Raw genomic sequence first — 12,301 nt, 5'->3', positions numbered from 1 at the left:
GGCGCGAACCATGACGGCCGCGACAGCGTCGTATGCCTGGGGCACCTAATATCTGTGCATGGCAGAGGGTGGAGCGGTGAGACGAGTGGAAGCGGACGGGCCGACGACCTACTGGGTCCCGGGGGACCGGATCCTCTGGCGCTACCGCGAGAACGCCGGTCCGCGCTTCCATATCGCGCGGCCCGTCACCGTGGTCAGGGACGACGAGGAACTGCTCGCCGTGTGGATGGCCCCCGGCACCCGGTGCGTCAGACCGGTCCTCGCCGACGGCACGCCGCTGCACGCCGAGCCGCTGGAGTCCCGCTACACCAAGCCGCGGACGGTGCAGTTCGACCGCTGGTCCGGCACGGGCGTGCTCAAGCTGGCTCGGCCCTGCGAGCCCTGGTCGGTGTGGCTGTTCTGGGAACCGGGCTGGCGGTTCAAGAACTGGTACGTGAATCTGGAGGAGCCGCTGGTCCGGTGGGCCGGCGGCGTCGACTCCGAGGACCACTTCCTGGACCTCTGCGTCTTCCCCGACCGCAGTTGGGGCTGGCGCGACGAGGACGAGTTCGCGCAGGCGCAGCGGGACGGCCTGATGGACGCTCACCTCGCCGAGCGGGTACGGGGGGCGGGGCGGTCCGCGGTGGAGGTGATCCGCGCCTGGGGGGCGCCCTTCTCGGACGGCTGGCAGCACTGGCGCCCGGATCCTTCCTGGTCAGTGCCGTCATTGCCGGAGGACTGGGATCGCATGCCCGCGTACACGGCCTCATGAGACCCTTGTTGCGCCCCCGCGGTACAACCGTAGGATCGTCCTCCGCAAGGGCACAGCACAGGAACTCCCGCAAGATGCGCTGGTTTTGACCGAACGTCACCGAGGGGCGGCAGGACGTGAGCGAGGGGTACGAGGGCCACACAGGGACGGCTCGGCCGTCGTGTGGATCAGCGACGGCCTGTGACCATGCGGGAATTCCGTTCCTGGGGCACGTATTCCGGGTATCGGCTTCTCGGCGGGACGAACTGCACGCACGGCGCGCAGCCCCGGACGGATGGATTCGACACGCGTGACGGAGCACCCGACCTCCCATGAGCGCCCCCAGACGGGCGCCGGCCCCGCGGACCCCCGCGGGGCGCTCCTGCGTACCCCGGAGCCGCTGCCCACCGCGCCCGGAGCCCCGCCGGCCCCCGCGTTACCCGCTCAGACACGGGCGGGCGGTCTGCCCACCGCTTCGCCGGCGCCGCTGCCCTGCGCCCAGCACGCAGCGCCGGGCAACCAGGGCGGTACGCCCACCTCGGTGCCCGCGGCGGACGGCGCGGAGCACTCCCAGCCGGCCGCCGACGAGCCGGACGCGCACCGGCCCCGGCCCGTGCCCGAGGGCGGCATTCCCGTCCAGCCGGGTGCCGGGCAGGACCGGGCCTCCGCGCTGCCCGGGGGCAAGGACCGGCGCACCGGCCAGGCGCCGCCGCGCGGCCCCATGCCCATGCGGCGCGACGGGGACCGGCTGCGTTTCGTGGGCGCCGCGACCCGGCGGATCGCCCGCGGCATAGACCTCGACGAGATCGTGATGGGCCTGTGCCGGGCCACCGTGCCGACCTTCTCGGACGCGATCCTCGTCTATCTGCGCGACCCCCTGCCCGTGGGCGACGAGCGGCCCACCGGGCCCCTGGTGCTGCGGCTGCGGCGCACCGACCGGATCCCGCAGGAGCGGGACCTGGAGGACGGCATCCTGCCGGTGCCGGTCCCGGAGAACTCCGGGCTCGCGGACGTGAGCAACGAGCTGTGCGAGGTGCGCCCCGGCGGTGCGCTCGCCGAGGTGCTGCGCGGGGTGCGCCCGGTGTTCGCGGACGCCCCCGCCGCCCGCGCCGCGCTGCCGGAGCTGCTCGGTGACGATCTCGTGGTTCCCCCGGGCCAGCGCGCGATCCTGGCGCCGCTGCGCGGACGGCGGCGGGTCATCGGCGCCGCCCTGTTCCTGCGGCGTCCCGAGCGGCTCGCGTTCGAGGCCGACGACCTGCTGGTGGCCGCGCAGCTCGCCACGCACAGCGCGCTCGGCATCGACAAGGCGGTGCTGTACGGCCGGGAGGCGTACATCGCCGACGAGCTGCAGCGCACGATGCTGCCGGAGACCCTGCCCAACCCGACGGGTGTACGGCTCGCCTCCCGCTATCTGCCGGCCGCCGAGACCGCGCGGGTCGGCGGCGACTGGTACGACGCCATTCCGCTGCCCGGCAGCCGGGTGGCCCTGGTCGTAGGGGACGTCATGGGCCACTCCATGACCTCCGCGGCGATCATGGGGCAGCTGCGGACCACCGCCCAGACGCTCGCCGGACTCGACCTGCCGCCGCAGGAGGTGCTGCACCACCTCGACGAGCAGGCCCAGCGGCTCGGCACCGACCGCATGGCCACCTGTCTGTACGCGGTGTACGACCCGGTCGCGCACCGGATCACCATCGCCAACGCCGGCCACCCGCCGCCGGTCCTGCTGCATCTGGGCGGCCGGGCGGAGGTGCTGCGGGTGCCGGCGGGCGCTCCCATCGGCGTCGGTGGGGTGGACTTCGAGGCGGTGGAGCTGGATGCCCCGGCGGGCGCGACCCTGCTGCTGTACACCGACGGGCTGGTCGAGTCCCGGCTGCGGGACGTGTGGACCGGTATAGAGCAGCTCCGGGAGAAGCTCGCCGCGACCGCCCAGCTCACCGGCGCGGACCATCCGCCGCCGCTGGAGGCGCTGTGCGACGAGGTGCTCGACATGCTCGGCCCCGGCGACCGGGACGACGACATCGCCCTCCTCGCCGCCCGCTTCGACGGGATCGCGCCGAGCGATGTCGCGTACTGGTTCCTGGAGCCCGAGGACGCGGCCCCCGGCCGGGCCCGGCGCCTGGCCCGCCGGGCACTCGCCCGCTGGGGCATGGAGGAGCTGACGGACTCGGTGGAGCTGCTGGTCAGCGAGGTCGTGACCAACGCCGTGCGCTATGCGTCACGGCCGGTGACGCTACGGCTGCTGCGGACCGACGTGCTGCGCTGCGAGGTCGGTGACGATGTGCCGCAGCTGCCGCGGCTGCGGCAGGCCCGGGCCACGGACGAGGGCGGCCGCGGGCTCTATCTGGTCAACCGCATGGCCCGGCGCTGGGGCGCCACCCGCCTGAGCACCGGGAAGGTGGTCTGGTTCGAGCTGAACAGGGGGTGAGGTCCGGCCGCGCGAGGGCCGGACCGCCGCCGGGAAGAGAACCGGAATTGGACCCCGTCCAAATGTTGCCGGGATCCCGTCGACGGAGTTGACTGCTGAGGTGACCGAAGCGACCCGACCGATTCCCTAAGCACGACGGGAGGACGCTCGTGACCCAGGCACCGCAGTCGGTTCCCTACACCACCTCCAATGCGGGCATCCCGGTGGAGAGCGACGAGCACTCGCTCACCGTCGGCTCCAACGGCCCGATCCTGCTCCAGGACCACTACCTGATCGAGAAGATGGCCCAGTTCAACCGTGAACGGGTCCCCGAGCGGGTGGTGCACGCCAAGGGGAGTGGCGCATACGGAACCTTCGAAGTCACCAATGATGTCAGCCAGTTCACCAAAGCCGACCTCTTCCAGCCCGGCAAGCGCACCGAGATGCTGGCGCGCTTCTCCACCGTCGCCGGCGAGCTCGGTTCCCCGGACACCTGGCGCGACCCCCGCGGCTTCGCGCTGAAGTTCTACACCGAACACGGCAACTACGACCTGGTGGGGAACAACACCCCCATCTTCTTCGTACGCGACCCGATGAAGTTCCAGGACTTCATCCGCTCCCAGAAGCGCCACCCGGTCACCGGGCTGCGCAACAACGACATGCAGTGGGACTTCTGGACCCTCTCCCCCGAGTCCGCGCACATGGTGACGTGGCTCATGGGCGACCGGGGCATCCCGAAGACGTACCGCAACATGAACGGGTACTCCTCCCACACCTACATGTGGATCAACGGCGCCGGCGAGAAGTTCTGGATCAAGTACCACATCAAGACCGACCAGGGCATCGACTTCCTCACCCAGGAGCAGGCCGACGAGCTGGCCGGCAAGGACGCGGATGTGCACCGCCGTGATCTGTACGAGGCCATCGAGCGCGGCGACCACCCGTCCTGGACGATGTTTGTGCAGGTGATGCCGTTCGAGGACGCGCCGGACTACCGGTTCAACCCGTTCGACCTGACCAAGGTGTGGCCGCACGGCGACTACCCGCTGATCGAGGTCGGCCGGATGACCCTGAACAAGAACCCGGAGGACTACTTCATCCACATCGAGCAGGCCGCGTTCGAGCCGTCCAACCTGGTGCCGGGCATCGGCCCCTCGCCGGACAAGATGCTGCTCGGCCGGCTCTTCTCGTACCCGGACACGCACCGCTACCGCATCGGCCCGAACTACGCCCAGCTGCCGCCCAACCGGCCGCGGGTGGACGTGCGGTCGTACGCCAAGGACGGCCCGATGCGCTACGAGCCCGCGCACACCGCGAGGCCCTACGCGCCGAACTCCTACGGCGGACCGGCCGCGGCCGTGACGCAGTTCGGTGAGCCGGCCGGCTGGCAGACGGCGGGCGAGATGGTGCGCGAGGCCTACCGGCTGCACCGCGAGGACGACGACTTCGGCCAGGCCCACACCATGGTCCGCCAGGTCCTGGACGAGGCGGCCCGCGACCGGCTGGTCTCCAATGTCACCGGGCATCTGCTCCAGGGCGTGTCCCGGCCGGTCCTCGACCGGGCGCTCCAGTACTGGCGCAACATCGACAAGGAGATCGGCGACCGCATCGCCAACAACGTCAACGGCGGCTGACGCACAGCGCGAGCAGGGCGCCCGGTGGACCTGCCACCGGGCGCCCTCCTCATGCCTACTGCCCCTGCCCGTTCGGATCGAGCGGGTCCTGCGGAGTCACCGGCGGCGTGGTGACCGGAGTGCTCGGCGCGTTCGTCGTCGGCGACTGGGTGGGGCTCTGGGTCGGGGTCGGCGGCGCCGAGCTCGTCGGCGGATGCGTCGTCGGCTTCTGCGTGGTCGGCGTCGACGACGGCGTGCCGGTCGGCGAGTGCGTCAGGGTCGGCGTCACGCTCGGCTGGACCGCCGCGCCCTGTGTGGTGTCCAGGTCGAACTTGCTGACCTCGTCCATCGCCCCGAAGGTGTACGCGGCCCAGATCAGTGCCGGGTAGCCACCGCCGTTGATCCGGCCACTGCCCGAGATGAGGCCCGTGGCGCCCGTCAGGCCGACCTGGGCCCCGTTCTTGGCGCTCTCGCCGAACAGGCCCACGGAGGTGACCAGGTCGGGCGTGTAGCCGGTGAACCAGGCCGACTTGTTGTTGTCGGACGTGCCCGTCTTGCCCGCGACCTGCTGTCCGCGGCGCTCCGGGTTGTCCCGGACCGACGTCCGGGCCGTGCCGTCGTCGACCACGCCGGTGAGCACCGAGGTGACCGTGTCGGCGGCCGTACGGCTGATGACCTGGTCGCCGACCGGATTGGGCAGGTCGACCGTGCGGTCCTTGTGCTCGGCCGACTTGATGATCGCCGGGGTGACCTTCCGGCCGTGGTTGTCGAGGGTCGCGTAGACACCGGCCATCTCCAGAGGGCTCGCGCCCATGCTGCCGAGGGTCTGCGCGGGCACGGCCGGCAGGCCTTTGGTGTCCAGCCCGAGCGAGTTCGCGACCTTCAGCACCTCCGGCATGCCGACGTCGACGCCCATCTGGGCGAAGACCGAGTTCACGGACTTGTTCATCGCCGTCTGGACGGTGATGTCGCCGTAGTCCTGGTCGTCCTCGTTGGGCGGCGCGAAGGGGATCGCGCTGCCCTTGACCGGGCGGCCGCTCGTACCGTCGTAGATCGTGTTCGCGTTGATCGCCCGGCCGTCCTGCGTCTTGGACTGGTTCTCCAGGGCGGCCGCCAGGATCAGGGGCTTGAAGGTGGAGGCGGGCTGGTAGTCGCGGCGGAGCGCGTTGTTGCGGAAGTGCTTGAAGTAGTCCAGACCGCCGTACATGGCGACCACCCGGCCCGTCTTGGGGTCGACCGACACGGCCCCGGGCTGGACATCGGCGTCGACGGAGCGCTTCTTCGGGTTCAGCTTGCCGGTCAGCTGCTCCTTGACCGCCTGCTCCAGCTCTGCCTGCTTCTTCTTGTCGATGTTCACGGTGATGGTCCAGCCGCCCGCCCTCACCATCGCCTCCGCGTCACCGAGGGAGGCGGCTGTGCCCTGGGCGACAAGCTGCTTCTCCAGCTCCGCGTTGGCCGCGTCCACCAGATAGCCGGTCTGCCCCTGCATGCCGGGCGCACCCTTGGGTGCCTTCGGCACCGGGAACTTCATGGCCTGGCGCTGACCCGCGTCCAGCCAGTGCATCTGCACCATGTTGTTCAGGACGTAGTTCCAACGGGCCTGCACCAGCTTCTTGCCCGTGTCGCTGGCGATGGCCCAGTCGTACTGGTTCGGCGCCTGGAGCAGGGAGGCCAGGTACGCGCCCTCCTCGACCGTGAGGTCCTTGGCGTCCTTGCGGTAGTACGCCTGCGCGGCGGCCTGGATGCCGTAGGCGCCACGGCCGTAGTAGCTGGTGTTGATGTAGCCCGCGAGGATGTACTCCTTGGTCTTCTTGCGGTCCAGCTTCAGCGAGATGACCAGTTCCTTCAGCTTGCGCGTGACGGTCTGGTTCTGGTTCAGGTAGTAGTTCTTGACGTACTGCTGGGTGATCGTCGAACCACCCTGGGCGCCCTTGCCGGAGAGGGTGTTGAGCAGACCGCGGGCCGTGCCCCTCAGGTCGATGCCGGAGTCGTTGTAGAAGGTCTTGTTCTCGGCGGCGACGAAGGTGTGCTGGACGGCCTTGGGCACCTGGGCGAGGTCGACGTTCTCCCGGTTGATCTCGCCGGTGCGGGCGAGGATGGTGCCGTCGCCGTACTTGTAGACGTTGCTCTGGAGCTTGGCGGTGGCGTTACCGGCAGGGATGGGCGTCATCATGTACAGCAGCACGAACGCGCCCATGACCAGCAGCACCAGGCCGAACAGCGAGCCGACGACCTTCTTCCAGGTGAAGAGCCTGCGTATGCCGCTCTTCCCGGGCTTCGCGGTCCTGGCGCTCCTGCCGCGGGCGGCGGCCCGGCCGTCGGCCGCCGGAGAGCCGCTGGTCCCGGGGGCCCCTGGGGACCCGGTGGTCCCGGCCGTCCCGGACGAGCGCCTGGGCGCCGCGCGGCGGCCACCGCGCTGCCGCGCTCGTCTCTCTTCCGCTCGTCCCATGAGTCGATGCGCTCCCCGTCGTTCTCGGCTGTCACACAGGTACGTGGCCAGGTCAGCTCAGAAAGCTAACACCGCCCGGTATGACAAAGGGTCCGCGATCCCCCCTTTTACGGACGTGACAATCAGCACCTGTCCCAACGGAACCGACGAGTGGCAGGACTGGAAGGTTGCCAAGGGGAGGTAATGTGCTATCACTTAGCTAGGTCAGAGCTAAACGAGGAAACGGGGGACACCACCCATGTCGACACACGACGCTTCCGCCGCCGACATACCCGAGATGCCGAGCCCGCGCGTACGGGAGTTCCCGGCGCACAGCGTCGGCGGCGGCACCGCGCTGCTGCTCGGACTGGCCGGGCTGGCCGTGGGGGCAGGCCTGGTGGCCTGGGGCTCGACCGTCGGCTCGTCCGGTGCCAAGGTGGCACTGGTCGTCCTCGGCGTGCTGACCGGACTCGCGGCACTCATCGCGATGAGCGGCCTGAACACGGTGGCGCCGGGCGAGGCCCGGGTCGTGCAGCTCTTCGGGCGCTACCGCGGCACCATCCGGCAGGACGGGCTGCGCTGGGTGAACCCCTTCACCTCCCGCACCAAGATCTCCACTCGGGTCCGCAACCACGAGACCGCCGTCCTCAAGGTCAACGACGCGTACGGCAACCCGATCGAGCTGGCCGCGGTGGTGGTCTGGAGGGTCGAGGACACCGCGCAGGCCACCTTCGAGGTGGACGACTTCCTGGAGTTCGTCGCCACGCAGACCGAGGCGGCCGTGCGGCACATCGCCATCGAGTACCCCTACGACGCCCACGAGGAGGGCGGGCTCTCGCTGCGGGGGAACGCCGAGGAGATCACCGAGAAGCTCGCCGTCGAGCTGCACGCGCGCGTGGAGGCCGCCGGGGTGCAGATCATCGAGTCCCGCTTCACCCATCTCGCATACGCTCCGGAGATCGCCTCCGCGATGCTCCAGCGACAGCAGGCCGGTGCGGTGGTCGCCGCCCGGCGGCAGATCGTCGACGGCGCGGTCGGAATGGTCGAGGCGGCGCTCGCCCGGATCGCCGAGCGGGACATCGTGGAGCTGGACGAGGAACGTAAGGCGGCGATGGTGTCGAACCTGATGGTGGTGCTGTGCGGGGACCGCGCACCGCAGCCCGTGCTCAACACGGGGTCCCTCTACCAGTGACGGCCTCCTCCGGGGGCCCGGCCCCCCAGCGCCGGCCGCAGCAGCGCAAGCAGGTGCTGCTGCGGCTTGACCCGTCGGTGTACGAGGCACTCGCCCGCTGGGCCTCGGACGAACTGCGCTCCGCCAACGCGCAGATCGAGTTCCTGCTGCGGCGCGCCCTCGCGGAGGCCGGACGCCTGCCCGGCGGCGCCCGGCCGATCCCCCGCCGGGGGCGGCCGCCGGCCTCGGACGAGCCGGAGGCGTAGGGGGTCGTCAACCGTGTAGCGAAACCGTGACAAGCGCCCGCGACCAGCACGGACTCCCTTCAGACCAAGATCTATACGCGCTATGTATACGCCAGGTGTATACGCGCTGTGTACAGTGCTGCCATGTCCATCGGTCACACTCTCCTAGGGCTCCTGGAGTCCGGGCCCCGTCATGGTTACGACCTCAAGCGGGCCTTCGACGACATGTTCGGTCATGACCGGCCGCTGCACTACGGCCAGGTCTACTCGACGATGTCCCGTCTGCTGAAGAACGGGCTCGTCGAAGTCGACGGCATCGAGGCGGGCGGCGGGCCCGAGCGCAAGCGGTACGCGATCACCGAGGCCGGGATCACCGACGTACAGCGGTGGCTCGCGACCCCGGAGAAGCCCGAGCCGTATCTCCAGTCGACCCTCTACACCAAGGTCGTCCTCGCCCTGCTCACGCACCGCGACGCGGCCGACATCCTCGACACGCAGCGCGCCGAGCACCTGCGCATGATGCGGATCCTGACCGACCGCAAGCGCAGGGGCGATCTGGCCGACCAGCTGATCTGCGACCACGCGCTGTTCCATCTGGAGGCCGATCTGCGCTGGCTCGAACTGACCGCGGCACGCCTCGACAAGCTCGCCGAGGCGGTGACCAAGTGACTCCTCCTCCCGGTTCCCTGCTCGCCGCCGAGGACCTGCGCAAGGCCTACGGGCCGACCGTCGCCCTCGACGGCGCCGAGTTCTCCATCCACCCGGGCGAGGTCGTCGCCGTGATGGGCCCGTCCGGGTCCGGCAAGTCGACCCTGCTGCACTGCCTCGCCGGAATCGTGCCGCCCGACTCGGGCTCGATCACGTACGACGGCCGTGAGATGTCCGGCATGAACGACGCGCAGCGCAGCCTGCTCCGGCGCTCCGAGTTCGGCTTCGTCTTCCAGTTCGGACAGTTGGTGCCCGAGCTGACCTGCGTGGAGAACGTGGCTCTTCCGCTGCGGCTGAACGGCGCGTCCCGCAAGGAGGCCGAGCGGACCGCCCTGTCCTGGATGGCACGACTGGAGGTCGACGACCTCGCCGGGAAACGGCCCGGTGAGATCTCCGGCGGTCAGGGACAGCGCGTAGCCGTCGCCCGGGCCCTGGTCACCAGCCCGCGCGTGCTGTTCGCGGACGAGCCCACCGGCGCGCTCGACTCACTCAACGGCGAGCGCGTGATGGAACTGCTGACCGAGGCGGCCCGGTCCACCAACGCGGCCGTCGTGCTGGTCACGCACGAGGCGCGGGTCGCCGCGTACTCCGACCGCGAGATCGTCGTACGCGACGGCAAGTCCCGGGACATGGAGCGCATCGTATGAGGCTGCGCCAGCCGGCCAGGGATCTGGTCATGGGGGCCAGGTTCGCGTTCACGGGCGGGCGCGAGGGGTGGGTCCGGCTGCTGCTCACCGCCGTCGGCGTCGGCCTCGGTGTGTCGCTGCTGCTGCTGACCACCGCCCTGCCCGGTGCCATCGCGGCGCGGCACGACCGGGACAACGCGCGTGCCGACCACACCTACGGCCATACGATACCCAGGGCCGACAACACCCTGGTGATCGCGGACATCGACACCACGTTCCACTCCAAGGACATCCGCGGACGGGTGATGGAGCCCGAGGGTGCCCGGGCACCGCTGCCGCCCGGACTGGACCGCTTCCCGCAGCCCGGCGAGATGGTGGTCTCCCCGTCGCTGAAGGCGCTGCTCGCCTCCGGCGAGGGGCGGATCCTGCGGGACCGGCTGCCGTACCGGATCGTCGGCATCATCGCGGAGCAGGGACTTGTCGGCTCACACGAACTCGCCTACTACGCGGGCGGCAAGGGGCTCGCGTCGCAGATCGCCCCGCCGGGCGTGGCGCGGATCGACCGGTTCGGGGATCCCGGCATCACCCCCGAGAAGTCGGACCCCGTCCTGATCCTGCTGATGCTCGTCGTCTTCGTGGTGCTGCTCATGCCCGTCGGCGTCTTCATCGCGGCGGCCGTGCGGTTCGGCGGCGAGCGGCGCGACCGCCGGCTCGCGGCACTGCGCCTCGTCGGCTCGGACAGCGGGATGACCCGCCGGATCGCCGCCGGTGAGGCGCTCGCGGGAGCTCTGCTCGGCCTGGTCTTCGGCACCGTCTTCTTCCTGTTCGGACGGCAGGCCGCGGGGTCCGCCGAGGTCTTCGGCATCAGCGTCTTCCCGAGCTATCTCAACCCCTCCCCCTCGCTGGCCCTCCTGGTGGTGGTCGCCGTGCCGACGGCCGCGGTGCTGGTCACCCTGTTCGCGCTGCGCGGGGTGGTCATCGAGCCGCTCGGCGTGGTGCGCGCGGCGAGGCCCGCACGGCGCCGGCTGTGGTGGCGGCTGCTGCTGCCACTCGGCGGACTCGCGATGCTCTACCCGATGGTCGGCAAGGGCCGCTATCACGGGAACTTCAACGAGTATCTGGTCGTCGGCGGGGTGCTGCTGCTCCTCGTCGGTGTCACGGCGCTGCTGCCGTGGGTGGTGGAGGCGGTCGTGGCCCGGCTCGGCTCGGGCGGAGTTGCCTGGCAACTGGCGGTGCGCAGGCTTCAGCTGAGCAGCGGCTCGGCGGCCCGGATGGTCAACGGGATCGCGGTGGCGGTCGCCGGGGCCATCGCCCTTCAGATGCTGTTCTCCGGTGTCGCGAGCGACTACACCAAGGAGTCGCAACACGATGTGACACGGGCCCAGATGCAGGTGGCCCTGCCCAAGGCGGGTCCGGTGGACGCCGTCGCCAGGGAGCTGCGGACCACCAAGGGAGTGCGCCGGGTCACGGCCGTCGCCGAGTCGTACGCCGGGGACCGGCGCACGGAGCCGCAGGCGTCCGCCGAGATGACCATGGGCGACTGCGCGTCCCTGCGCGAGATGGCGCGGCTGCCCTCGTGCCGGGACGGTGACGTGTTCGTGGTGTCGGGCGCCGAGAGCGACACCGACACCCCGAAGCTGGCTGAACCCGGCAGGACTCTGTACATCGACCCGGGCTACAGCGGAGAGAGGAACGCGGAGATCCCCTGGACGGTGCCCCACGGGCTGAAGCAGGCGGATGCGCGCAAGAGCCCGTCCGGAGTGGAGACCGGCGGTTTTCTGATCACCCGGGGCGCGCTGCCCGCGAAGACGGCACTTGCCTTCCGGGGGGATGTGTTCGTCACCCTCGACCCCTCGGTGGCCGACGCGCGTGAGTACGTCCGCAACACGGCGGCACGGGTGACTCCGTTCGCCAGCCCCCAGACGTGGGCGGCCACCGAGGAGTCCGGGCGCTTCACCTCCATCCGCACGGGGCTGTTCGTCGGCGCCACCTGTGTGCTGGCGCTGATCGGCGCGAGCCTGCTGGTCTCCCAGCTGGAGCAGTTGCGCGAGCGCAGGAAGCTGCTGTCGTCGCTGGTCGCCTTCGGCACCCGGCGCCGCACGCTGAGCCTGTCGGTGCTGTGGCAGACGGCGATCCCGATCGCGCTCGGCCTGCTGCTGGCGTCGGCGGTCGGACTGACACTGGGCGCGATCCTGCTGAAGATGAGCGCCGCGTCCGTGACCGTGGACTGGGCGAGCGTGCTGACGATGACCGGCCTCGGCGCGGGGGTGGTGCTGCTGGTGACCGTGCTCAGCCTGCCGCCGCTGCTGCGGCTGATGCGGCCGGACGGGCTGCGCACCGAGTGAGTGCCGGCCGCCCCGGTGCCCCCGGACC

At 70.6% G+C, this 12,301-nt stretch carries 9 protein-coding genes; 8 read left to right on the top strand and 1 reads right to left on the bottom strand.

The features are described from left to right. Positions 1-58 precede the first annotated feature (58 nt). From ACIP94_RS08670 to ACIP94_RS08660, 3 genes are all read left to right on the top strand, one after another. A complete protein-coding gene (locus tag ACIP94_RS08670; RefSeq protein ID WP_402421460.1) occupies positions 59-751 on the top strand; it encodes a DUF402 domain-containing protein in 693 nt (230 codons plus the stop codon). 274 nt (positions 752-1,025) lie between these two features. Beyond that, positions 1,026-3,158, top strand: coding sequence for a SpoIIE family protein phosphatase (locus tag ACIP94_RS08665; protein WP_402421457.1), 2,133 nt, complete (start codon positions 1,026-1,028; stop codon positions 3,156-3,158). Between the two features lie 149 nt (positions 3,159-3,307). Then, positions 3,308-4,771: a catalase gene (locus tag ACIP94_RS08660; RefSeq protein ID WP_402421455.1), complete on the top strand. Its 1,464-nt coding sequence runs from the start codon at positions 3,308-3,310 to the stop codon at positions 4,769-4,771. 55 nt (positions 4,772-4,826) lie between these two features. On the opposite strand, the gene ACIP94_RS08655 is transcribed toward ACIP94_RS08660, so the two are convergent. Then, positions 4,827-7,199: a transglycosylase domain-containing protein gene (locus ACIP94_RS08655; protein WP_402421453.1), complete on the bottom strand. Its 2,373-nt coding sequence runs from the start codon at positions 7,197-7,199 to the stop codon at positions 4,827-4,829. 238 nt (positions 7,200-7,437) lie between these two features. On the opposite strand from ACIP94_RS08655, the gene ACIP94_RS08650 reads away from it, so the two are divergent. From ACIP94_RS08650 to ACIP94_RS08630, 5 genes are all read left to right on the top strand, one after another. Then, a complete protein-coding gene (locus ACIP94_RS08650) occupies positions 7,438-8,370 on the top strand; it encodes an SPFH domain-containing protein (RefSeq protein ID WP_402421451.1) in 933 nt (310 codons plus the stop codon). Beyond that, a complete protein-coding gene (locus tag ACIP94_RS08645) occupies positions 8,367-8,615 on the top strand; it encodes a hypothetical protein (protein ID WP_402421449.1) in 249 nt (82 codons plus the stop codon). The genes ACIP94_RS08650 and ACIP94_RS08645 overlap by 4 nt, the downstream gene beginning before the upstream one ends. A 123-nt stretch (positions 8,616-8,738) precedes the next feature. After that, positions 8,739-9,263, top strand: a complete 525-nt coding sequence (locus tag ACIP94_RS08640; protein ID WP_402421447.1) for a PadR family transcriptional regulator — start codon at positions 8,739-8,741, stop codon at positions 9,261-9,263. Then, a complete protein-coding gene (locus ACIP94_RS08635; protein ID WP_402421443.1) occupies positions 9,260-9,949 on the top strand; it encodes an ABC transporter ATP-binding protein in 690 nt (229 codons plus the stop codon). The genes ACIP94_RS08640 and ACIP94_RS08635 overlap by 4 nt, the downstream gene beginning before the upstream one ends. After that, positions 9,946-12,273, top strand: coding sequence for an ABC transporter permease (locus ACIP94_RS08630; protein WP_402421441.1), 2,328 nt, complete (start codon positions 9,946-9,948; stop codon positions 12,271-12,273). The genes ACIP94_RS08635 and ACIP94_RS08630 overlap by 4 nt, the downstream gene beginning before the upstream one ends. Positions 12,274-12,301 lie beyond the last annotated feature (28 nt).

The organism is Streptomyces sp. NPDC093261, assembly GCF_044753645.1.
GTDB lineage: Bacteria > Actinomycetota > Actinomycetes > Streptomycetales > Streptomycetaceae > Streptomyces.
The sequence above is the reverse complement of the archived record's forward strand: the minus strand, read 5'-3'. Positions and strand labels throughout refer to the sequence as shown.